At 45.0% G+C, this 23,944-nt stretch carries 20 protein-coding genes and 1 pseudogene; 12 read left to right on the plus strand and 9 right to left on the minus strand.

Going from position 1 to position 23,944, the window contains the following annotated elements; genetic code table 11:
* Positions 1-31 precede the first annotated feature (31 nt).
* Together GVN20_RS18660 and GVN20_RS18665 are read left to right on the plus strand one after the other, a co-directional pair.
* Positions 32-667, plus strand: coding sequence for a PorT family protein (locus GVN20_RS18660; RefSeq protein WP_166559805.1), 636 nt, complete (start codon positions 32-34; stop codon positions 665-667).
* Between the two features lie 295 nt (positions 668-962).
* Positions 963-1,571, plus strand: coding sequence for an outer membrane beta-barrel protein (locus GVN20_RS18665; RefSeq protein ID WP_166559806.1), 609 nt, complete (start codon positions 963-965; stop codon positions 1,569-1,571).
* Between the two features lie 218 nt (positions 1,572-1,789).
* Here GVN20_RS18665 and atpG read toward each other — a convergent pair whose 3' ends face one another.
* The 3 genes from atpG to atpA form a co-directional block, all read right to left on the minus strand.
* Positions 1,790-2,677, minus strand: a complete 888-nt coding sequence (gene atpG / locus GVN20_RS18670; protein ID WP_166559807.1) for an ATP synthase F1 subunit gamma — start codon at positions 2,675-2,677, stop codon at positions 1,790-1,792.
* Between the two features lie 98 nt (positions 2,678-2,775).
* Complete coding sequence (locus GVN20_RS18675; protein ID WP_166559808.1) at positions 2,776-3,693, minus strand: class I SAM-dependent methyltransferase; 918 nt, start codon at positions 3,691-3,693, stop codon at positions 2,776-2,778.
* Between the two features lie 9 nt (positions 3,694-3,702).
* Entirely contained in the window at positions 3,703-5,280 is a 1,578-nt protein-coding gene (gene atpA / locus GVN20_RS18680) for a F0F1 ATP synthase subunit alpha (protein ID WP_114067536.1), read from the minus strand.
* A gap of 384 nt (positions 5,281-5,664) precedes the next feature.
* Here atpA and GVN20_RS18685 point away from each other — a divergent pair, with 384 nt between their 5' ends.
* Entirely contained in the window at positions 5,665-6,477 is an 813-nt protein-coding gene (locus tag GVN20_RS18685) for a DUF5672 family protein (RefSeq protein ID WP_166559809.1), read from the plus strand.
* A 3-nt stretch (positions 6,478-6,480) separates the two neighbouring features.
* The gene (locus GVN20_RS18690; RefSeq protein ID WP_166559810.1) at positions 6,481-7,680 is read left to right on the plus strand and encodes a glycosyltransferase family 9 protein; all 1,200 of its coding nucleotides are present in this window, start codon (positions 6,481-6,483) and stop codon (positions 7,678-7,680) included.
* Positions 7,681-7,701: 21 nt separating this feature from the next.
* Here GVN20_RS18690 and GVN20_RS18695 read toward each other — a convergent pair whose 3' ends face one another.
* Both GVN20_RS18695 and GVN20_RS18700 read right to left on the minus strand, forming a co-directional pair.
* Positions 7,702-8,718 carry a glycosyltransferase family 2 protein gene (locus tag GVN20_RS18695; RefSeq protein ID WP_166559811.1) on the minus strand — a complete coding sequence of 339 codons (1,017 nt, stop codon included), beginning with the start codon at positions 8,716-8,718 and terminating at the stop codon, positions 7,702-7,704.
* Positions 8,719-8,762: 44 nt separating this feature from the next.
* Positions 8,763-9,743 (minus strand): glycosyltransferase, encoded by a 981-nt coding sequence (locus GVN20_RS18700; protein WP_166559812.1) that lies wholly within the window; start codon positions 9,741-9,743, stop codon positions 8,763-8,765.
* A 233-nt stretch (positions 9,744-9,976) separates the two neighbouring features.
* Between GVN20_RS18700 and GVN20_RS29730 the strand changes: the two are divergent.
* A pseudogene (locus GVN20_RS29730) lies at positions 9,977-10,279 on the plus strand (FG-GAP repeat domain-containing protein); the annotation flags it as partial.
* A gap of 307 nt (positions 10,280-10,586) precedes the next feature.
* Here GVN20_RS29730 and GVN20_RS18710 read toward each other — a convergent pair.
* Positions 10,587-11,579, minus strand: coding sequence for a polysaccharide deacetylase family protein (locus tag GVN20_RS18710; protein WP_166559813.1), 993 nt, complete (start codon positions 11,577-11,579; stop codon positions 10,587-10,589).
* Between the two features lie 102 nt (positions 11,580-11,681).
* Between GVN20_RS18710 and GVN20_RS18715 the strand changes: the two genes are divergently transcribed.
* Positions 11,682-12,842 (plus strand): serine hydrolase, encoded by a 1,161-nt coding sequence (locus GVN20_RS18715; protein WP_166559814.1) that lies wholly within the window; start codon positions 11,682-11,684, stop codon positions 12,840-12,842.
* A 190-nt stretch (positions 12,843-13,032) separates the two neighbouring features.
* The gene (locus GVN20_RS18720; protein WP_166559815.1) at positions 13,033-14,079 is read left to right on the plus strand and encodes a DNA cytosine methyltransferase; all 1,047 of its coding nucleotides are present in this window, start codon (positions 13,033-13,035) and stop codon (positions 14,077-14,079) included.
* 151 nt (positions 14,080-14,230) lie between these two features.
* Here the strand turns inward: GVN20_RS18720 and GVN20_RS18725 are convergent, their stop codons facing one another.
* Both GVN20_RS18725 and GVN20_RS18730 read right to left on the minus strand, forming a co-directional pair.
* Positions 14,231-15,127, minus strand: a complete 897-nt coding sequence (locus GVN20_RS18725) for a LysR family transcriptional regulator (RefSeq protein ID WP_166559816.1) — start codon at positions 15,125-15,127, stop codon at positions 14,231-14,233.
* 94 nt (positions 15,128-15,221) lie between these two features.
* Entirely contained in the window at positions 15,222-16,145 is a 924-nt protein-coding gene (locus GVN20_RS18730) for a LysR family transcriptional regulator (protein WP_166559817.1), read from the minus strand.
* Positions 16,146-16,238: 93 nt separating this feature from the next.
* On the opposite strand from GVN20_RS18730, the gene GVN20_RS18735 reads away from it, so the two are divergent.
* The 4 genes from GVN20_RS18735 to GVN20_RS18750 all read left to right on the plus strand — a co-directional run bounded on the left by GVN20_RS18735 (position 16,239) and on the right by GVN20_RS18750 (position 19,714).
* Positions 16,239-17,675: an NADP-dependent isocitrate dehydrogenase gene (locus GVN20_RS18735; protein WP_166559818.1), complete on the plus strand. Its 1,437-nt coding sequence runs from the start codon at positions 16,239-16,241 to the stop codon at positions 17,673-17,675.
* Between the two features lie 18 nt (positions 17,676-17,693).
* Positions 17,694-17,933, plus strand: a complete 240-nt coding sequence (locus GVN20_RS18740) for a hypothetical protein (RefSeq protein ID WP_166559819.1) — start codon at positions 17,694-17,696, stop codon at positions 17,931-17,933.
* Positions 17,934-17,990: 57 nt separating this feature from the next.
* Entirely contained in the window at positions 17,991-18,539 is a 549-nt protein-coding gene (locus tag GVN20_RS18745) for a hypothetical protein (protein ID WP_166559820.1), read from the plus strand.
* A 218-nt stretch (positions 18,540-18,757) separates the two neighbouring features.
* Positions 18,758-19,714 (plus strand): MoxR family ATPase, encoded by a 957-nt coding sequence (locus tag GVN20_RS18750; RefSeq protein ID WP_166559821.1) that lies wholly within the window; start codon positions 18,758-18,760, stop codon positions 19,712-19,714.
* Between the two features lie 80 nt (positions 19,715-19,794).
* Here GVN20_RS18750 and GVN20_RS18755 read toward each other — a convergent pair whose 3' ends face one another.
* Positions 19,795-22,662 carry a S9 family peptidase gene (locus tag GVN20_RS18755; protein WP_166559822.1) on the minus strand — a complete coding sequence of 956 codons (2,868 nt, stop codon included), beginning with the start codon at positions 22,660-22,662 and terminating at the stop codon, positions 19,795-19,797.
* A gap of 434 nt (positions 22,663-23,096) precedes the next feature.
* Here GVN20_RS18755 and proC point away from each other — a divergent pair, with 434 nt between their 5' ends.
* Positions 23,097-23,900: a pyrroline-5-carboxylate reductase gene (gene proC / locus GVN20_RS18760; protein ID WP_114460377.1), complete on the plus strand. Its 804-nt coding sequence runs from the start codon at positions 23,097-23,099 to the stop codon at positions 23,898-23,900.
* Positions 23,901-23,944: the final 44 nt, after the last annotated feature.

A 23,944-nucleotide genomic window follows, 5' to 3' on the forward strand; every position in this document is an offset into this window, starting at 1 on the left:
ACCATTACAGTCAACATAAAACAAGGATTCCATGAAAACAACATTCAGTTCGATTTGTGTATTTGTTATCTTATCGTTTTCCGGCACAGTCAATTATGCTCAGGTAACCGATGGATTTTCGTTTGGCCTGAAAGCCGGGGCCAACCGGATGAGTACCAAGATAATCAGCAGGCCAAGTAATTATATTATTCAGTTGGGTGGTGTGGGTGTTTCAAACGGTTTTCAGGTGGGAGCGTGGGCCACGCTTCCGGTGAGCCGTTGGTTATTTATAGATACCGACCTGTATTTTCAGCAAAAAGAAAATAAGTACGAAGATCCTATAAAGGATATTATATATGGCTATAATACCTATAGGTACGCAGGAGTCAGCGGCAGGGTAGGATTTATGTATAAAGGGGCTTTTGTGAGTGCAGGTCCCGAGGTGAATGTCTTGCTTACCACAACCTTGGCACAAAACGAAGCTCAGGGGGTAGAATGGGGTATCAATGCGCGTTTGGGGTATCAATACAGGCGCGTCAGAATAGAGGCTTTTTATACAAAACCCCTCACTCATTATGAACAAAAAACGTTTATTGTTCAGGGGGATAAACCTCAACATCTTTTTTACGGAAACACCCTTGGGCTTTCGTTAGGCGTAAGATTGTTTGGAGGAAAAGAGCGGAGATAAAGCGGTGATATTTTTCATAACAGTACTGCGCACTGCTTAACATCTGACATTCTCAAAAGTTTCCATTAAAACCGACCCAATCTCCACCCTAGAGTGGAGGCGCGGCAAAAATCTTTTACGGAGATTTGCCCCTGACTATTGCGCAATAGTGAGTTCAAAAAGAAAAAGCCACCACGACTTTGGACGGCTGCGGTGACTTTTTCAGACGGTCCGCCGATGCTACATTCTAAACAATCAGTTAACCATTTAAACACAGACTTTATGAAAAACAGAACTAAAACTAATCGTTATAGCTATGAAAACCGGTAAGAAAGCACTGTTTGTCTGTTTATTTTTATTCACATGGATAAACGTAAACAGGGTACTGGGACAGAGTCATTTTGCTATTGCTCCTGTGATAGGTATTATCCATGGGTCTGTAACAGCAAATAACTATTTTGATATTCCTGCTGTTCGCGATAAAGGCTATGGGCCCTTGTTAGGTGTAATGGGGCACTATTTTGTAACTCCCAAGTGGTCGATTTCAACGGGGATGAATTATCACAGGATTAACTATCGAAGAACAACTCCAAATGAAAATCTATATAAAAGTAATCATTGGAATATTCCTGTATTGATAAACTACAAGATAATTGATCGTGCTTTGTCTCCGTATTTTTCTGCTGGGGGAGTTCTTTCATCTCGTTCAGTTTACCTAGATCTTGCGATAGCAAGGCCTAAATTTGCTACAGCTTTCGATCTTACTATTGGTGCTGGGGTTATTTATAAACCTACTTCAAGGGTGGGTTGGATCATACAGCCCTTATGGCAAAAAGAAGTAGCGCCCAAACCCAACAATGCTATACTTCCCAGATATAATGCCTCAAAGGTTTCGTTACAGGTACAGATGCTTGTTCAGCTTTAAGTACAGAGGCTGATCGAATCAGGAATATGTTTGAAAAGGAGTTAGAGGAGGAAATTTTAAAATGGAGTAATAAAATAACGTTAAGAAAATGCATTAGCAATTCATTGATACGATTTAGGAGCCCCCTTTATTTGTATCTACAAAATGCTTAATTCCATAAGCAAACAGCCCGCTTCATCGAAGCGGGCTGTTGCTGTTATGGGAATTATTACTGAAAATTACCCTTGCGAAAGTGCTTCGGCTCCACCGACAATCTCCAGGATTTCCTTGGTGATGGCGGCTTGGCGTGAGCGGTTGTATTCTAAGCGCAGGGCTTTGATGAGCTCTTGGGCGTTGTCGGTTGCTTTGTCCATCGCGGTCATTCGTGCTCCGTGCTCCGAGGCGTTGGATTCAAGTACCGCGCGGTACAACTGGATTTTGAGCGTTTTAGGAATCAAATCGGTCACGATTTGCTCTTCTGAAGGCTCAAAAGTATAGTTAACGTTGGACGTAGTGGCCTTCAAATCATTTTTTGCTTCCGGAATCGGCAAAAGCTGATCGGCGCGGATGATTTGGGTGGCTACGTTTTTGAACTCATTGAACACCACTTCAACGGCGTCGTATTTGCCCGCTTCAAAATCGGCCATGATGCTTTCGGCCGCCTCTTTCACCACACCAAAGCTCAAACGGGTATACACATCCATGAAGTCAGTATTTACCTTGAACCCCCGGCGCAAAAATGCCTCACCGCCTTTTTTACCCAAAGCCAATATTTCTACGTTGCCTTTGGCGGCTTGCGTCGCGTATTTTTCTTGAATGAGGGCCACGGCGGCTTTGATGACGTTGGTATTGAAAGCACCGCAAAGTCCACGGTCGGAGGTAACAGTGACAATCAACACTTTCTCGACGGTGCGCACTTGCTTGTAAGGGCTTTCGGCGGCGGTTTCGGTTCCTGCCGATACCGTAGCGAGCATTTCGCCCAATTTCTTGGCGTAAGGGCGCATCTGGATGATGGCGTCTTGCGCACGGCGAAGCTTAGCGGCGGCCACCATTTTCATGGCCTTCGTGATTTGTTGCGTCGAGTTAACCGACGTGATTCTATTGCGAACTTCTTTTAATGAAGCCATTTTTTTACAGTTATCTGTTATCTGTTACTGGTGATTCGTACTGAATCGCCAAATCCAACTTACGGGCATTTACGGGTTACTATAAAATTGCCTGTTGCCTACTTGACTTTGCGCAGCCAAATACTTGAACCACGGCCACGGGTGGCGTAGGTGGGCATATTTTCGGCAAGCCAATCGGCATGAAACGTTTGGAGGAAATCATTGTGAAACAATATCTCAAACGTATCCTGATACATCAAAAACGCGCGCAAACTATAGGCTTCATTCCAGCCAAAACGTCCGTTGCCGTCGATAACCCAAGCTTTGGGGTACTCAAACGGATAGAATACGTCGTGAACGTGAATGATGACGCCTGGTTTGAGGCGCGGAAAGATTTCGAACAAAAAGTAATTGACGTCGCTGCCCGTTTTTGATACGTGGGTAGAGTCGATAAAAAGAATATCGTTCTCGGCCAGTTTTTCAAAATACTCGACAGGAATATCCTGTAACGTTTTTTCAAAAATCGTCGTTTGCTGACGATCGGCGGGGGTCAACAACGAATACAAACGGTCGGGATAAGGCTCAATAAACGTAAATTTTACGCTTTGATTAAGAAACCGCTCGTTGGTGTCCAGCATCACCGCCGACGAAAATCCCGACCCTGCCTCCATGATTTGCTTGGGGCGGAAGTGCCGCATCATGCAGTGGAGCGTGGTGGCGTCGGCGTGGATAAAATACTTGTTGACAAAATAATACCGAAAGCCGTCTTGGGGAGTATCGGTAAAAGGCACCGACGGAAAGTACGATTTGGCGAACGTATTCATCAACGCTACCTGTTCCGCTTCGCGGAGGTCAATGCCCGGCAACGTGCGCGGGGGCGCGGGATAAATCTGTGCTTCACGTTTACGTACTTCATCTACGGACACGATGGGGCTGTAAAAGTGCCCCGCCGGAACCCGCGTGCGGTACTTACCGATAAATCGGGCTACGTCCCCGATGAGGGGCGTAGCCTTGACGATTTCTTTGATGCGCGACATTTAGCTCAATTATGCGTATTTGGCGGCTAATTCGCGACCAACTTTCTTAATGATATCGGTGACAGAGTCATCCAATTTACCAGCAGCCAGACTTGGAAGTACTTCTGGATGAACGGCTTTCAATAAATTGATAAACTCCGTGTCAAACTCTCTTACTCTTGATACGGGCACTTTGTCGAGCACACCGTTGATAGAAGCGTAAATGATGGCTACTTGGTCGCCAACGCTTACGGGAGAGAATTGACCTTGTTTGAGGATTTCTTGGTTGCGACGACCGCGCTCAATCGTCAATTTGGTAGAGGCATCCAAATCAGAACCAAACTTAGCAAATGCTTCCAATTCACGGAACTGGGCTTGGTCCAACTTAAGCGTACCTGCTACTTTCTTCATGGATTTGATTTGCGCATTACCCCCTACGCGAGATACCGAAATACCTACGTTGATGGCTGGGCGGATACCTGAGTTAAACAGGTTGGATTCCAAGAAGATTTGTCCATCCGTAATAGAAATTACGTTGGTAGGAATATAAGCCGAAACGTCACCTGCTTGTGTTTCGATGATCGGAAGGGCCGTCAATGAACCTCCACCTTTCACTTTGTCTTTCAACGAAGCAGGTAAGTCGTTCATGGTTTTAGCGATTTCGTCCGAAGTCGTAATCTTGGCAGCACGCTCTAGCAAACGGCTGTGGAGATAGAAAACGTCACCGGGATAAGCTTCACGGCCTGGAGGACGACGAAGCAAAAGAGAAACTTCACGGTAAGCAACGGCTTGTTTTGACAAGTCATCGTACACTACCAACGCAGGACGGCCCGTATCGCGGAAGTACTCACCAATGGCCGCACCCGTAAACGGCGCAAAGAACTGCATGGGTGAAGGGTCAGAGGCAGAGGCCGCTACGATGACGGTATAATCCATGGCACCGTACCGGCGGAGGGTAGCTTCTACCTGCTTAACGGTAGAGGCTTTCTGACCGCAGGCTACGTAGATACAATAGACTGGCTCGCCTTTGTCGTAAAATTCTTTTTGGTTAATGATGGTATCGATACAAACGGCGGTTTTACCCGTTTGACGGTCACCAATCACCAACTCGCGTTGACCGCGACCGATTGGAATCATGGCGTCGATGGCTTTGATACCCGTTTGAAGCGGCTCAGTCACTGGTTGGCGGTAAATTACCCCCGGAGCTTTACGCTCTACTGGCATTTCAAAGGTTTCACCTTGGATAGGCCCCATCCCGTCGATAGGTTCGGCCAATGTATTCACTACACGTCCTACGATACCGTCTCCTACTTTAACGGATGCGATTTCGCCAGTACGTTTTACGGTATCGCCTTCTTTGATTTCGTTTGACTCTCCGAGCAATACGGCTCCAACGTTGTCTTCTTCCAAGTTGAGAGCAAGGGCTTTCAGGCCATTTTCAAATACGAGCAATTCACCCGCTTGTACTTTTGTCAGGCCATAGATACGAGCTACCCCGTCGCCCACTTGCAGTACCGTACCTACTTCTTCGAGTTGGGCGTCGGTTTTTGCACCGGCCAATTGCTCCCGAAGTATCGCCGAAACCTCATCCGGTCTTACAGCTACCATAGTATGTTTGTGTTTATTGTTTAGTATTAATAATCGATTCGTGAATTGTGGCGGGTCTTTGGGTATTTAAAATTGAATAACCTCGGTCTTTCGCTTACAACTACGTTTAAATTTGCCGCAAAATTAGTGATAAATTTGCTTTGTTAGCATCGGTCTTTATAAAAAATATACAATTTTTTGCTAAAGTCCCGGTAGATGCCCCAAATGCCTCAAATAGGGGTTTTATTAGGCGAAGATTATAAACATGCCGACCAACCGATTGTTATACTAATTGATGCAAAACCAATCGATGTATCGGTAAAATTTTATTTTAGAATGGGTTTTTGTTTTACCTTTAGCTTACTTTTGCCTCCTTAAATTTTTTTTCAGACAAAATAAGGTGGTATGAAACCCGTTGCCGTTGTAATTCCCCTGTACAAGTCTGTTTTCAGTTTGCACGAAAAAATCTCGTTTACGCAGGGACTACAGGTATTAAAAGAACACCCCATTGTTATTATAAAACCCTTTTCGCTGGATATTTCGTTTGTATTGGAGGAGTATCCGCAACTGAAAGTAGAAAATTTTGATGACGATTACTTTAAAAGCGTTCAGACCTACAATCGGTTGATGCTCTCGACTGAGTTTTATGAACGTTTTAGCGACTTCGAATACATTCTGATTTACCAATTGGATGCTTTTGTGTTTCGCGATGAGCTTTTGGAGTGGTGCCGACAAGGATATGATTACATCGGAGCGCCGTGGCGAATCGAGCGCGATTTCAGTTCTGTGACCGACCGCATAGTTTTTGGTCTCAAAAAGCAGTTGGCGATTTGGTTTGACCTGCGCGACAAGCACCGCAATAATCAGCCGCTAGATGTGACGATAAAATTTACGGTAGGCAATGGCGGGTTTTCTTTGCGAAAAGTCCAAAAATTGCTAGACATTGTGCGCAATAATCGCCCCAAAATTGAAGAGTATTTGGCAAAGAAAGGGTCATTTTACAACGAAGATGTGTTCTTTTGCATTGAAATGAACCGGTATATCCGGCAAGTGAGCTTACCCCATTGGCGCAGGGCGCTTCGTTTTTCGGTGGAAGATTTACCTTCCAAAGCCTTTATTTTAAACGGGAACGAACTCCCGTTTGGGTGCCATGCATGGGATATCCACGAATTAGAATTTTGGAAAACCCACTTTGAAAAGTTCGGACATAAACTATAACGCATGAAGCGGCATTACAGCGGTACCCCTCGCGAGACCATTCCATTACGCATTCTGGATTTCTTCATTGACATCTACGTGCGGTGGTTTTATCGTAAGCGGGAAAAAGCGCCGATTTCTGCCGTTCCCAAAGTGCTTATTGCTTCCTTAGGCCACATGGGCGACGCCCTGACGGTTTCGTACATGTTTCCTATTATTCGCCAAAAATATCCTAATGCAATCATTGATATAATCTCGCCGAGTTGGTGCAAAGCAGTCAATGAACACAACCCTTACGTTCGTCATACGCTGGTGATTGATCATTATTTGAGCAATCGGAATAAAATCGGGTTTTGGCAAAAACTCAAACGGCATTACCAAACATTTAAGGAGGTGCTGCCTTTTTTGCGCGACGAACACTACGATTTTTATTTGGATGTTCGTACCTCTTACGGGGTGTCTCATTTTGTGTTGCCTTTTACGAATGTCAAAAAAGCCGTCGGTTTTAATCGGCGTGGAATGGGTGGTTTTTTGGATGTTGAGCTTGAAATTCCGCGAAAAGATGGCAACTATCACCATTTTGAGGCTTACGCGGCCTTGTTGAAAGAAATAGGGGTTGATACAAAATTGGAAGAAGTCGTGCCTTATTTTACCATTGATGCGTCAATCACGTGGGAGCAGGTTCAGTCAAAATTACCGTTGGTGGTTACGAAACCTTATATTTTGTTGTTTCCCGAAACAGGAGAGGCCCACCGGCAAATGTCGAATTCGTTTTGGGTCAATGTGCTGAAAGAAGTGCTTGAAAAGTCAGATTATTCTGTGGTATTGTGTGGACAAACCGACCTCTCGGCGCAAATTGTGAAGGGGATTGACCGTGCAACCGCGTCTCAATTTTCGGAGAAAGTCATTGATGCTTCAAAAAAATTATCCATCCAAGAGTTGGCTTTTTTATCCACAAAAGCGGAGTTTGCCCTTACTTTGGACTCTTTCCCAGAACATCTGTGTTGCATTTTTTGTGAAACAATTACCATTTATAAAGCTTCAGGTCTTCCATTCTTTCCCATTGCTAATTACCCCGTATTGCTTTTCCACACGCATTTTCTAAGCAAAAACGCAGCGTATGTACGTCGAAATGTTACGGTACATTACCGTGAAAAAATCGAAACTCCCGACGTGAGTCAATTGATTGTGGCGAAAATTACGGCTGAAAAAAAAGTGCTTTAAATTTCTGTAATAGAGGTGCTTTTATTCCAATACATCTCCGAGGGCAGTCATAAATATACCTCTAGGGGAGGTATCTTGGTCGGCAAAATAATGGTAATTTCCTCTTATCCACTCCCTAAAAACGGGTACTAGTCGCAACATCCTATTGCCAGGAAGGCTGGCTCTTACGGTCAAAAAATGCAATTTTTCTTCCACTATTTTCAGGTTTTTATTCTCCTTCGGGACAACGCGCTTTAAGTGGTTATACAGGGTTTGCAATTCGCGCTGCCTTTGCTGGTACGGAATCAATTTTTGCTGATGCGGCCTGGCCAATCGCTGTGTTAAGCTCAGGGGGACTAAATTTTTTGGCTGGGTACCCACTTGCTGGGCGGCATGTTGGCGGTAATTTACGAGAGGTTCGGGGATAAATTGGATTTGTTCCAAAACCGAAGCCACAAATGCAATCCATGTATCGTGCAGAAAATCGGGAATATCGAGGGGAAAAGGCAGTAATTGATTCAGAAATGATTTGCGGAGGGCCATGGTACAGCCTGCCACACGGTTGCCGATGAGCATTACCCTAATACTTTCGCCCTGTCGCCATTGTTGCAGTTGGACTGGTTGGAGTCGTACTACATCCCAAAACGTAGTCTGAAAGGGTTCTCCTTGTTCATTGATTAAAAGCGCGTCTGAAAAGACGACATTTAAGGCCGGATTCTGCTCCAAAAATGCCGCCATGTGCGAAATCTTCTCGGGGTGCCAGACATCATCTTGGTCGCATAAAAACAAGATGTCACCCGTGCATTGAGTCAGTGCTTTTTCAAAATTTTTGGTGACACCTACTTGTTGCTCGTTTACAAAAATGCACACTTTAAAAGGGGCCGTCAGCGCAAATTTGTGTACTAAATCCACAGTATTGTCCGTAGAGCGGTCGTCATAAATCACCAACTCATCAGGTAGTTGCGTTTGACGGGCTAAGCTCTCCAATTGCTCCCATAAAAACCGCTCTCCATTGTAAGTACACAAGGCGACGGAAATCAGTGATTTATTGGTAGACATACTCAAGAAAAAGATTTTTTGTAAATGTACTGAAAATGAAATGATTAGGATGCGTTTAATAACCGAAGTAAACGTCGACATCCTGCAATGATCACGCGTTTGAGGGCTTTGTTTTTTTGATAAAAGTAGGACGGATTGTGATAGGCATTGGGCAAAGAACGAAAATCAGCATCTCGGTTATCAATCAATGCCTGTTTATATACGTCATACAATGGTTTTACGTCTGGACGGTTGGCAAAAGTATATCTATTCTGATGCACCGATACATCGTCTGGATGGGAGAGATGATACCCACTGAAATGAAAAAACAGCAACGGAAACGTATTGTTTACCCAAAAACGGCCTTTTTCGTGGGTTATTTTTCGCTCGTGCATATTCCAGTAGGCCACATTGTAACCGAGGTTTTTGCTAATCAGGGCTGTTGGATAAAACAGCGGTACGTAGTTGAGCCACAGTTGATCCACAAACATCCCTTCGGCAAAATCATGGTAGCCTTCGTGCCAAACGCGGTCCTGCCACCAGTTCAGAAAATGCATAGATTCTTCGCTGCGGCGTAGGGCAAAGAAGCCGCCATTGTACAAACCTGCATTGAGAAAATTACGCAATCGGGGTAATCCTTCGGTGGTAATGGGTGCTGTAACGTGGGGCGTAATGACGATGTCGTGGTTTTCTAAATCATCTTCGATGGCGTTTAAACTATCGAAAAAGAGAATATCAGAATCGAAATAAAGCAGTTTTTGGACCGCAGGATATTTTTTCAATAACCAACTCGCCAGGTAAGGCTTGGCCAAACAACTCAACTCAAAAGGGGTATAGCGGTCAAAAAGCGATTCAAAGTCAGGTATCTGTTCCTTATTAATTTCAATAAGATGGTATTTTTCAACCGAAGAAACGTCCCGATGGTTAATTTTATCAAAAAGCCCAATTACAACCTGATACTCGGGATTATGCCTCACAAGGCTGTCGGCCATGGTTTTGGCCTGTGCTAAGTGACTGAATGTACAAATGGTAAAGGCAAGACGCATCAGAAAAGCGGTAGATTTTGGGCAAAAATAAACGCTTCTTTCGAGTTTCGAGCAGAGAGAGCCGATATTTGATTATTCGGGAAAGCGCAGATGGGTAGGATAAAATGCAGAACGGGTAAAATATCGTGCGGACTATCGTATTTTTGATGCTTTAAATGATTGACCCAATGATGAAAAATAAATGAGGAATCGGATTGGTGGCCTTGCTGTTTGGGAGCGGCTGTCAATAGGAGCCTACACTTTTTGAACGACTTGACGCTTCCGACACGGGAATTACGTTTACCAATCAGTTGACCGAAACCGAAACGGCCAATATTTTGGCCTACGAGTATTTCTACAATGGCGGTGGGGTAGCCGTGGGCGATTTTAATAAAGATGGTTTACCCGACGTGTATCTGACCGGAAATCAGGTGCCTAATAAACTATTTATCAATCAAGGAAACCTCAACTTTGATGATGTTACTGAACAAGCTGGTGTTGCGGGGCGTACAGATTCGTGGAAAACGGGGGTGACGCTCGCCGACGTAAATACGGATCGCGGGTATCAGCGCAAGGAAGCGGCCTACCTCAAAAAGGAATTTGACGCTGATGCAGGCGATAGTGCAGCAGGCAATGCTCGAAAATGGGTTTCATTGGCAGAATATGCGGAATATGTTGCAAGTGAATCAGGGAATAACCGAACACGGAACATGGAAAAAAGGAGCCACCTTTCAGTGCAGGCTCACCGCGAATATCCGCTATTTTTCGAAAGTGGGTCAGCTCGCGGGAGTTAAAACCGCAAAAGTATAGCTCACTTTTGCGGTTTTACGGTTACTTCAGTTAAACATTTTTCGGTTACTTTCTCTACTTCACTTTGGCGCGGCGTTCGCGCATTTCGCGCCAAGTAGTAAGAATAATGCCTTCTTTTTCAATGAATTTTTTTAGTGCAGGATCCTGCATTGCGTATAGGTCTCCGTAGCGGGTAGGCCACGAATCGGTGATTTCTTTGAAGTTTTCGCTCGGGGCAGCGCAGTGCATAATCACCATCGTAATGCCCGGTTTGGCTTCTTTCAACAACTCAATGTACTTCTCGGTTTTCATTTTTCGCAGGTTGTCTTCCGTATTAGGTGTTTCGGGCGAGAGTTTCCAACCGTATGTATCGGCAAACAAATCATCCAAAACGGGCAAGCCCGCGTTCCAAAGCATCTTGCCGATTTGTTGAAACTGCTGAATCTCTTGCGCGGGACTGTTGCGCTCTTTGGCAATCAAGGTGGCGTGACCGCCCGGAAGCATCACTGGAATTTTTTCTTGTATCCCTACTTTAATGTAGCGCTCAGTAAATGCCGCCGAGCCAAAGAGCGTGCCCATGTGCGAGTCGATGTGTGAGGGCTCTACCCCAAAGGCGCGGAAACGTGCAATTTGGGCGCGAATTTCAATCTCCACTTCGTCGGGGGTAGCGTGTTTAACTACATCACCGACGTTTGACCACATGGCACCTTCTTTGTCCAACAGTCCAGGTACTTTCTCACGTCCTGAAATCGGAAACCAGCGGTAGCCTTTCCATTCCGACGTCAGCGTAAGATGGACGCCCGCGTCGGTGGTAGGGTGTTGTTGTACGTATTTCATATAGGCAGGCACCCAGCCGCAGGGCATCATTACGCTGGTTGAGTTGGCCACACCCTTTTCCATCGCCAGAATCGTTCCCTGATTGGCTTCGTACGACATACCCGCGTCGTCGATGTGAAAAATGATGATTTTTTTGCCTTTGGGATAACCCAATTTCTCGGCGTAGGTTTCCTGAGAAATGCTCTGCGCTGCACAGAGAAAAGATAACACAGCGACGAATAGATATTTCATGAAATACAGCGTTTATATTTGCTTCATTAAAGACGTTTTGCTCCTAACCTTACCTAAACTCGGTTTGGCAAAGAACTAATGCACTACTTACTTTTAGATTGTATGAAAAGGCTATTTCGGAATTTACTTTTTGGTTTAGGCGGCTTGTTGCTTTTGGGCGCGGGTCTCACGTATACACCGCCGTTTGTTCATATTCGTAATTATGTGCAGCGCGGAGAAGTGGATATTTTGGATTATAAGCACCACCCCAAACGTCAGGTGTTGGCCTCAACCCTTCCTGAGCCCTGGCCGTTGGACTCTAATTTTAACAAAGCGGTGATTTCCCAAAACCTCATGGATACGCTAGAAAAATACCAGACAACGGCTTTTTTGGTGTTTCAAAACGGCAAATTGGTTTATGAAAAATACTGGGAAGGTTTTGACACCAAAACCCTGAGTCAATCCTTTTCGGCCGCCAAAAGTATCATTTCGATGCTAGTGGGAGTGGCGTTGTACGAAAATAAAATCAGAGGATTGGACGAGCCGATTTCCAATTACATCGACTCGTTTCGCGAAGGAGAAAAGGCGAAAATCACACTGCGTCATTGCCTGACCATGAGCAGTGGGCTGGATTGGCACGAAAAAGACCGTGGGGTGTTCAGCAACAATGCCTACGGCTACTATGGCGAAGACATGGCCGACGTCATCGACGGACTGAACGTAGAAAAACCTGCGGGTAAAGAATTTGAATACCGCAGTGGCGACACGCAAATTCTGGGTTTGGTATTAGAAAAAGTCTACAACAAAAAAATAGCCGACCTTGCCTCCGAAAAGATTTTTCAGCGTATTGGCAGTGAAACGGATGCCTACTGGATGCTCGATAAGCCCAAAGGCCGCGAAAAAGCCTTTTGCTGCTTTGCTCCCACGGCGCGAGATTATGCCCGATTCGGGCACCTCATGCTCTGGAAAGGCAATTGGAAAGGCCGCCAAATTGCTTCCGAAAAATATATGACCGAAGCCCTCAGTCCCGCCAAAGGCATTATTGACCCTAAAACGGGTAAGCCCATTGAAGTCTACGGGTATCAGTTTTGGATGCAACCTTACAAAGATCTGCAAACGGTCAGTATGCGCGGTTTGTTGGGGCAACTAATCTGGGCGATTCCGTCCAAAAATGCGGTGGTGGTGCGGCTGGGCCACAAGGAAGCGCCTCAAAAGGTAGGGCCCTACTTCAAACAGGATTCGGAAATGTATTTGCAGGCGGCAATGGAAGTGCTTGGAAATTAAAAGGCATTATTCAAATTGATTTTGGGCCATGAACGTTGAAAAAAATCTGTCTAAAGCTGGCGATATAGCTATGTAATGGCTTCATAATTTTTGCATTCACATATTTTCATGAAGCAGGTTAAATGAGAATTTTGTTGCAATCCGTGACAAAGTTTAGCTATTTGCAGTCAAAGATGAAAAGTAGTAATCGATGACAGTAACCGAAAAAATCAGTCTAAACCAGGCTGAAAATATTCCTTTTTCTTCCGTTTCCCAACCTGTTTTTACCTTTATTGATTTATTTGCTGGGATTGGCGGGTTCAGAATGGCCCTGCAATCCCTTGGTGGGCAGTGTGTGTTCAGCAGTGAATGGGACCCGCAGGCGCAGAAGACCTATGCGGCTAATTTTGGCGAAGCACCTTTTGGCGACATTACCAAGGAAGAAACCAAAAGTCAAATCCCCGACGGGTTCGATATTTTGTGCGGTGGCTTTCCCTGTCAAGCCTTTTCCATAGCGGGGCGTCGAGGCGGATTTGAAGATACGCGCGGAACGCTTTTTTTCGACGTGGCCGATATTATCCGACGAAAAAAACCAAAAGCCATTTTTCTGGAAAACGTCAAAGGGCTCATCAACCACGACAAAGGTCAAACCCTCAAAACAATCTTAGCCACTCTACGCGAGGATTTGGGCTACTATGTACCCGAACCCAAAGTGATGAATGCCAAGGATTTCGGGGTGCCGCAGAATCGGGAGCGTATATTTATTGTCGGTTTTAGGGAAGATTTGAACATTGATAATTTTGAATATCCCAAACCGTTGGGTATTCCAGTAGCGTTTGAAGATGTAAAAGAGACGGAGCCCGTGTCGGCTAAATATTACTTATCTACCCAGTATTTACAGACGTTGATTAACCATAAACAACGCCATGCCAATAAAGGCAATGGTTTTGGCTATGAAATTATCGCCGATGATGCCATCGCCAATGCCATCGTAGTAGGAGGCATGGGGCGCGAACGAAATCTGGTGTACGACTTCAGAATTACGGATTATACACCGCTGACCAAAATCAAAGGTGAAGTGAATCGGGAAGGTATCCGAAAAATGACCCCGCGCGAATGGGCTCGCCTTCAGGGCTTCCCCGATGATTTTAAGATCGTGGTGGCGGATGCTTCAGCCTATAAACAATTCGGAAATTCGGTGGCAGTGCCAGCTATTAGAGCTACGGCTGAGAAAATCGTGGAGCGAATGTTGGCCTGATTTTTCGAACACATCGGCCAGAGGCCTTTAAATAATCGTCACGCGGTAGAGCTGAGCGACAGCGGAGACACGGGTGCCGTTGGTTTCTCAAAACCAACGACTGGGTTGCTCACAACCCAATGTATCCTATCAAAGAATAGTGCTTACAGGCCTACTTCCTGCTGTATTCGCGAAAGGCAAAACGCATGAAGGATTCGGCCATCGGCTCGGGTTGGCCCTGTAAATGAATCAACCAGAATTTCCTTAAAAGCACCAAGTCCTTCACTTTGATGAGCTTCAATTGTCCAGTAATGAGCTCTTTCTGAATGGAGCGAATGGACAAAAACGCCATGCAATTGGCGTGCTCCAAAAAGGATTTGATACTTTCTGTGCCGCCCAAATGCATGATGATTTGGAGGGACGATAATTTTAAATTGTGTTCTTTCAGGGCGCTTTCGATGACTTCTAACGTCCCCGAACCGCGCTCTCTCAGCACTAGCGGAATTTGGGTAAGCTGCTCAATGCTAATTTCTTCCAAAGGTGCCAATTTGCTGTTGCTGTGTACCACCGCCACGAGTTCATCATCCATGAAATCCACGTATTTGATGCCAGAATGATGTTTTTTTCCTTCTACCACCCCCAAATCAATGGCGTGCGACAAAACGGCATTTTCAATCATCTCGGTATTTCCGTTGAGCAACGACAGCTCTATTTGGGGGAATTTTTCGTAATATTTGGCCAGCAGTGGCGCAATGAGGTATTGTCCGATGGTTGTACTCGCACCCAACCGAAGAATCCCGCTGTGTTTGGATTGCAGGGTGCTGAGTTCAAAGGCTGCTTCCTGATACAGGTGTAAAATCTGACCCGCATAGCGTTTGAGCAATTCGCCCGCAGGGGTAAGAAAAACGGCATTGCCTTTCCGTTCAAACAGCCTCGTGCCGTACTGTTGTTCTAGTTCGCGAATGTGCTTAGTAACGGCAGGTTGCGTAATAAATAATTCACCAGCGGCTTTGGTAAAGCTCAGGTGTTGGGCAACACTGTTGAAAACTTTCAGGCGGAAATCAGACACGGGGTAAAAAGCTTGGGTTGATGTACAAAGTAAAGGGAATTTGAGAAAAACGCGCGCATTTGATGATTTTGCAAAAATTTGTCTTCATCTAGGCTCAATAATTCTCAAACCAAGCAAACTTAACATTAATAATATTTTGCTTTTCTTTTTTGAGGTAATTAAGATAGGCATTAGCTACGGGCGACAGTTTTTTATCTTTTAACCAAATCAGCGTCCAAGTAGATGTTATGGGAAAGCCTTCGACGGGAATGATGTGCAATTGCTGGTTGACTAACTCATTTTTAATGCCGATTAATGGCATTATTGAATAACCTAGCCCTGCAATAACGGCTTGTTTAACGGCTTCATTTGAGGTTAATTCCATCTTTTTGAGTACTGGAAGGCTATTTTGAATAATAAACTTTTCCATCACATGCCTCGTGCCTGACCCTGGCTCTCGATAGATAAGTGGTATAGTTTCAAAGATGCTTTTATCGTATCGACTTGCCTCATAGCTCACTTCCGAATTCCCAACCACAAAGAGCTTGTTCTGCATCAATTCCACTTTATCAATTTTTAGATTTTCTGGCAACACGCTCACCAACGAAAAATCTACTTCGTTTTTTTCTAAGCTTGCTACTACTTGGGCTTTGTTAGTGACATCCATAAGGAGTTCAATTCCAGAGTGTTGTTTGATAAAATCAGCAATAAAATAGGGAGCTATGTATTTTCCCGTGGATACTACCGAGAGTTTAAGTTTTCCCGTAAGTTGTCCTTTGTGGGCGTGCATTTTATAATTGATGGCATAGACTTCACTCAGAATTTTATCGGCAGCCTCCACAATCTCTTTACCAAAATCAGTGACATAAATTTTCTTGTTTATGACTTCTATCAACGGCACTTCAAACTGATCCTGAAAGTTTTTGAGCTGAATCGAAACCGCTGGTTGGGTTAAATGTAGCTCCTCTGCTGCCTTGGTAACGCTCAGTGTTTGGGCCACTTTTAGAAAAACTCTTAGCTGATTGAGGGTATAGTTCATAAAAAATGTTTATGATAATAATAGCAAAGTTAAATAAAAACTTATGAAAATCAGTGCAGACCTTTGTGCCGTCAATCAAAAACCAATCAAGTAATGAAAAGAATTACGGTAGCAAAAGGCGATGGCATTGGGCCTGAAATTATGGATGCCACTCTGTCTATTATTAAAGCCGCAGGAGCTCAAATTGAAATTGATGAAGTAGAGGTAGGCGAAAAAGTGTACCTAGCTGGCAATACAGCGGGGATTGCAAAAGAATCTTGGGATATCATCCGCAGGAACAAAATTTTCCTCAAAGCTCCCATTACCACACCGCAGGGGGGAGGATACAAAAGTTTGAACGTAACTACCCGAAAGTTTTTGGGCTTATATGCCAACATACGCCCTTGCGTTAGTTTACATCCCTTCGTGAAGACCAAGCACCCCGAGATGGACATTGTCATTGTCAGGGAAAATGAAGAAGACCTGTACGCAGGAATAGAACATCAACAAACCGATGAAGTGGTTCAGTGTCTTAAACTCATCAGCCGTCCGGGTTGCGAAAAAATAATCCGTTATGCTTTTGAGTATGCCAAACAGTACGGACGAAAAAAAGTCACTTGCTTTACCAAAGACAACATCATGAAACAAACGGATGGATTGTTTCATCAGGTGTTTGATGAGATTGCCAAAGAATACCCCACCATCGAAAATGAGCATTGGATTATTGACATTGGGGCGGCAAAAATGGCCGACACACCTGAGGTGTTTGATGTGATTGTGATGCCCAATTTATACGGAGATGTGCTGAGCGATGTTGCCGCGCAAATTGCTGGCTCGGTAGGTTTGGCTGGCTCGGCAAATATTGGCGAAGAATGTGCCATGTTTGAAGCCATTCATGGCTCAGCCCCGCGCAGGGCAGGACAAAATCTGGCAAACCCGTCGGGATTGTTGCAAGGGGCGATTCAGATGCTGAATCATATCGGACAAACAGAGGTGGCAGAAAAAGTACAAAACGCGTGGCTGAAAACGATTGAAGACGGAATCCACACCTATGACATTTTCAAAGAAGGAGTGAGCAAGCAAAAAGTGGGAACCAAAGAGTTTGCCGAAGCAGTGATTAGCAACTTAGGCCAAAAACCTTCTCAATTCAAAGCGGTTAGCTACGCCAACGGCTCAGCACTTAATCTACCCAAATACCAACGCAAAGCGCCCAAGTTAAAAGAACTGCTTGGCGTAGATTTATTTGTACACTGGAACGGAACCAGCGCCGACGAACTGGCAGAAAAAGTGCAACAAATCAACACATCTGAGGTACAAATCAGCATGATTACCAATCGTGGCATCAAAGTATGGCCAGATGGATTCTCCGAAACATTCTGCACCGACCACTGGCGTTGTCGCTTTAAGCCTCTCGAAGGAAAGAGCTTAGATAAAACACAAATCATTCAACTGCTGGGGGCGGCTCACGAGAAAGGTATTGACGTCGTCAAGACCGAAAACTTGTACGCTTTTGACGGAAAGCCAGCGTTTTCTTTGGGGCAAGGGCAGTAACTTTAACTTTTTTCAATCATGAACATCCCACTTCTCAAAGGAAATTTCACTCAATCTGAGGCGCTTGATATTCTTACGCAATTGGTTCATGTAAAAATAAAATTTCATGAAAGTAAGATTGAAAAAAGTGATAATGAAGAGGATATAAAAATGCGCGAAAATCGTATTAAAAACCTACTTCAGGATTTCTATGAAGCAAAACAGCTCATACTCAAGCAAAAGCAGTGTGATTTGAATGCTGAAATTCATATCGGCTAAAAAACGGGTTGTACCCTCAATTGGGTACAACCCAAATTAAAATGTCACGAACAAATCATGAACGCTAAGCCCCAAAATCAGTTGTTTCTGGTGTGTCCATTTTGCCAAATGGAAAGGTTTATTACCAAGCACTTCGGGGACGTTTTGTTTCTTTCTGCGCCTGCCTCGGTCTTCTATTTTGATGATGCCAACTTCTTGAAAGCGGTCAAAAAAACAATTCAAAGAGAAAAAATAACCGATATATGCTTGGTCGGAGAAGTGTCCTGCTGTTTTATCCAATATGTGCTGCAAAACAAAAGCATGACGGGGCTTAGGTGCGAATCAGAGATTCAAGAGTTGTTTTCAAAAACAGATACGACATTTTCATTGACCGAGAAGCTTTTAAAGAAGCAATTGTATGAGATGAGTTGTCAAAGTATATTCGGCAACGAAATAGAAGAGGGGCAAATACGTATTCACGCACTTTTGACCTCCAAGCACGACGACTTTATTACACCCATTAACTGGGAATTTTTAGAGCGTATACAACTGGCTGCCGCCCAAAATGGCAATTTGGACAATGCCAGTAAGATGCTAACGCTATACTGCACAGAGTCAATTGTTTAGCGCTTGTATCAATGGGTCTTATGCGTTGCAGCGTAAGGAGGTCGATAGGGGTGTAGGTTTGTCAATAACATGGTTTCAGGGCATATCTCGTCGTTAAAGAGCAGGCAAAAGGTGTTTTTTTGCCTTTGAAAAACAGAGATTGCAGAAAAAACGTAAGAAAATAAGGTGTAAAAACGGGTAATTCCTAACTTTACATCTTACACTTACTTTGAAACCAAATGCCACAAAACAAAATACAGGAGATTTTTGAGGAAATGGGGAAAGTGGTTGTGGGGCAAGAAAACCTTATCAATCGACTGCTTATAGGATTATGTACGGGAGGACATATTTTGCTGGAAGGCGTACCTGGCTTAGCCAAAACGCTCACTGTCAATACCTTGGCTAAGGTGTTGCACCTTGATTTTCAGCGCATTCAGTTTACCCCCGATTTACTTCCTGCCGACATCATCGGCACCATGATTTACAAACCCAAATTGGGCGATTATGAAGTAAAAAAAGGGCCCATTTTTGCCAATATGATTTTGGCCGATGAGGTCAACCGCTCACCAGCCAAGGTGCAATCGGCGCTGTTGGAAGCAATGCAGGAAAAGCAGGTGACCATCGGCGAAGATACCTTTCGCCTCGACCGCCCGTTTTTTGTGTTGGCGACCCAAAACCCCGTGGAGCAGGAAGGTACTTACCCACTACCCGAAGCGCAGTTGGACCGTTTTATGATGAAAGTTTTTGTGGATTATCCCAGCAAAACCGAAGAAATGGAAGTGATGCGCCGGATGTCAAATCTGGATTATAACTACGAGCCGAAAGCAATCTTGACGAAGGAAGATATTGCGCAAATTCGCCACGGAATCAACCAGATTACGCTTTCTGAAACCTTAGAAAACTACATCGTAGAGCTGGTTTTTGCTACGCGTCGCCCGCTAGATTATGGTTTGCGCGACGAAGCCCGCTACATGCAGTTTGGCGTATCGCCCCGCGGCACGATTAAACTCAACTTAGCCGCCAAAGCATTGGCGTATTTTGCGGGCCGCGATTATGTGCTTCCAGAAGATATAAAAGAAGCCGCCCCCGACGTATTCAATCACCGAATCATGCTCAACTACGAAGCCGAAGCCGACGGCATCACGACGCGCTACGTCATTGATTCAATTCTGCGGAAGGTAGCCATTGGAAGGTAAAGTTGTTCTATATTCATAAAAAGAACGCTCAGAAAACCCTGAGCGCTCTTTTTATGAACTTTCATGTTTTTGTTGGGGGGTTATTTTTCACTTCCGCCACCCAATTGTGAACCTCCACTTACCTTGGCTGGAGCCAAGTGCTGATTGATGCCTTTTTCGACCAAGGGCAAGCCTTCTGCCATCCACGAAGGCGCGGGGGCGTCTTTGAGGTAATGGTCAAAATATTGGTACAAACGAACCGCGAAATCTTTCATGTTTTGACGTTTGGTCAAGCCGTGTTTTTCGCCATTGTAGTTAAGCATCCAAACGGGTTTGTTCAGACGTTTCAGTGCCATATAAAACTCTATTCCTTGGTACCAGGGCACAGCGCCGTCGTCGTCGTTGTGCATCATGAGCACAGGTGTTTGAATCTTGGGCGCGTGAAAAAGCGGCGAGTTTTCGAGGTATTGCATGGGTTTTTCCCATAGTGTACCCCCAATACGGGTCTGGGTGCGCTCATACTGTGCTTGGCGAGAAAGTCCTGTGTCCCAGCGGATACCACCGTAAGCGCTGGTCATGTTGGCTACGGGAGCGCCCGCTTCGGCAGCTTTGAAAAGGTTGGTCTGCGTGACCAAGTAGGCTGTTTGGTAGCCTCCCCAACTGTGCCCTGAGATTCCTATTTTGTCTTTATCGACAAATCCTTTGTCAATCATGCTCAACACGCCGGGTACGATACAATTGTAGGCACTTTGGCCTGGATAGCCCGTTTTGTACACAATATCAGGGACAAAAACCAAGTAACCATTGCTCACAAAATAAGAGAAATTGATGTACGAGCGGATGGGACGAGGGGCGTAGTGGGTGTGTACGTTATCGGCGTTTTTCTCGTAAAAGTACGTCATCATGGGGTACTTTTTGGTCGAGTCAAAATTCTCTGGTTTGTACAATAATCCCTGCATAGGTGTGCCATCGCCTGCTCTCCAGCTCACGATTTCGACCGAGCCCCACAGGTAGTTGGACTGCTGAGGATTGGCATTGGTGACCCGGGTGATGTTCTTGAAACTTCCGTCGGTTGCGTACCAATCGGGATATTCTTTAAAGGTTTGTTTTGTGAACAGATAACGGTCGGCATTTTTGGCTTTCAGTACCAGATTACCTACGCTAAAATCGCCCTCGTACAACTTTGTTACCTGCAAAGTAGGAGATAACTGCGCAAAACCCGACTGCTTGGTGGTTTCGTTGACGGTGCTCAGGAGCAACGGTTTAGATAAATCAACGTTCCGTTCTTCCGCATCCAATCGTACGTAGCGGTAGACTCGTTTGTCGCCCCGACCGTTGGTTAATTTCTTAGGATTATTAGGATTCTGCGGGTCAATTTGCCAAATATCAAAACGATCGTTGATGAGGATGGATTGGTCGCCTTTGGTCCAGCCCGCAAGGCCGTAAGGATTTGGAAAATCAGGGTGGTCGTCTTCCTCGTCGGCAAATTTGACGGCTTTATTGGTGGTCAATTGGATGGTTTTATTGGCCGCTATATCGTGCGCAAACCAAGCGGTGTCGGGGTTGGAAAACCAGTACAAATACTTGCCCTCGGGCGATACGCGCGCATTGCCTTGGATTTTTTCTTTGAGCATGGTTTTAGAACCGTCGCGGGTGCTGATGAGGTACGCATCTTCTTTGGGGTTCCAGTCCCAGTGCTGATTGGAGTAGCGAATGTCGGAGTGACCGATGATAAAATCGCCGTTTCCTTCATTGATCAACTCGGTCTCTGGAATGAGTTCACTGCCCAATTGGACCAATTTTTTATCGCTGAGGTTGACCATCGCCAAATACGATTTTTTGCGGTCTCTTTCCAAAGATACTTTTTGTTGGGTTTGGAGTTTGGCGTCCTGCCAATGCCACACTTCCACGTTCACGATTTCTTCGTTGAGGAGCGTGGTATCCTGAACAATGGGTTTAGGATTGGTTCCGAAGAACAATTTCGCCCCATCTTTGGAGAATTTGGGTGTGTATTCGCTGCTTATGAGCCAGCCCTGCGCGGCGGGTTGGGTGGTTTCGTCGGCCAAGCGGGTGGCGGTGGCGTCGCCTGATTTCCAGTAAAATAACTTCGGTAAACGAATCTGAACTTTGGCGTTAGTGTCCAAATCGGCCACAAAAGCGAGTTGGTCGCCGTTTTCATCAAAGGATAATTTCTTGAATTTATGCTTTGGCAAGCCCGCATGAATCAGGGTGAGTTGATTGGTGGCGGGTTCAAAGATATAAACGCCCGTTTTGGTAGAATCAGCACCCGTAGAAGCGAAGGCGAGGCGTTTACCATTTTTGGCTACTTCGTATTCGGTCACAAACGGAAATGTTTTTTCAGTTCCGCTTTTCAATTGTCTCACCACCAACCGATAACCGTTTTCATCCGATTCCCGTTTGGGACGTTTGCTCGGGGCTTTTTGGGTGGTATCGGGCTTTACTTTGGGGCTTTCGCCCAAGAACGCTACCCAATCGCTGCCTTTTTCGGGCAGTTTAAAAGACTGAACCGTTGGGAATTTGACCAGCTTTTTGGAAGCGAGTGCATAAATCCCCAATGAGTCTTTGGGCAGTTCGTCTTTCTTCTTTTTGGCGCGCCTTGCCGCCTTTGTTGCTTCGAGTTGGGGTTTTATTTTAAAAACGGCAAACTCCGAATCTGTGCTTAACCTCAATCCTTCACCACGGGCTACGGAGTCGGCTTGATTGGTGGCGAGATTGTGAAATACCACTTTCCCATCGCCTTCTTGTGGATTGAGCGCATAGCCAAACCACTGTCCGTTGTGGCTGATAACCCGCTCAGGAATGTCTTTCCAAAAATCGTACACATCGTGGGTAAGCGGCTTTTTAACGACCGTCGTCGGGGGAGGCGGGGCCGATTTTTTTGCTTTCTTTTGGGCAATGAGCGTGGGAGAAAGCCCTCCTAACAGTAGAAGCAGTAAATACTTTTTCATTATTTGGTCAGGCAAATGGTTATTGTTTGTTGATTAGGTCAAATTTCAGAAGTTTAGGCTACCCCTGCTAAAATTATTTCCAATTTGCGACGAACCGGAAAAATCCGACTATGATTTGGGTTCTCGAACATCCAAGGCGGGGGGGGTAATGCGTTTTCTCCCAAAAAATACTGTTTTTAACAATCTTTATATTTTACATTTTTCGGGTTATAATTTTTTAAATTTTCCAATTTTCGACTAACCAGAAGAATGCATTTTTAACACTTTTACATTTTACATTTCTCGAGTTATGATTTTTCGGTTTTCCAAATAAACCCCTTCTATTTCCCGGTTCATACGTTCGGTATCTTTTTTGTAAACTTACTCAAAATCGCGTTTTATTGCCAAAATATCCCCAATTTTGCGCTTTAACCACCAATTTTTACCCCGAACCAATGAAAATTGCTATTGTAGGTTGCGGAAACATGGGCATGGCCTTTGCCAAATCGTTTTTGCAGTATGATCTTGTAAAAAAAGAGAACCTTCTTTTGATTGAAAAAAGCGCCGACCGCGCTGAAACCCTGCGTACCGAAAACACGGGCGTGGTGATTGAAACCATCAGTACGCACATAGGAGAGTACGATATTGTGATTCTGTCGGTCAAGCCGCAGGATTTTGCGGCGGTGCAGGATGCGTTACGCGAAGTATTACAGCCACAGCAGGTGATATTGTCGATTATGGCAGGGATTCCGATTGCCAATATTCAGGAAAAACTTGACCATCGGTTGGTCATCCGGGCCATGCCCAATACCCCTGCCATGCTTGGAATGGGCATTACGGGCTTCTCGGCAGCCAAGGAGTTGAGTTTTGCGCAATTGTTAAAAGTAGACAACCTCATCAACGCCACGGGGCGTTCGGTGTTTTTGGAAGACGAATCCATGCTGGATGCCGTAACGGCCCTGAGTGGTAGCGGTCCGGCGTATTTTTATTATTTGGTCAAAGCGATGGTCGAGGCGGGTAAGAAAATGGGCTTTGAAGAGTCATTGGCGACGCTTTTGGTCAAACAAACGATGTTGGGCTCGTTTCATTTAATCAATAATGCCGACAAAAGTTTGGATGATTTAATCAAGGCAGTGGCGTCAAAAGGCGGCACGACAGAAGCGGCTTTACGGGAGTTTGAAGCGGGCGATTTATCCAAAACCCTTCAAACGGGAATATTGGCGGCCGAGCGTCGGGCGAAGGAATTGTCAAAAGGATAGAAAATAGCAAGTAATCGGGCTTTTTCAACGCCAAAGTTATAATT

The sequence above is a fragment of the Runella sp. CRIBMP genome, assembly GCF_009905605.1.
Lineage (GTDB): Bacteria > Bacteroidota > Bacteroidia > Cytophagales > Spirosomataceae > Runella.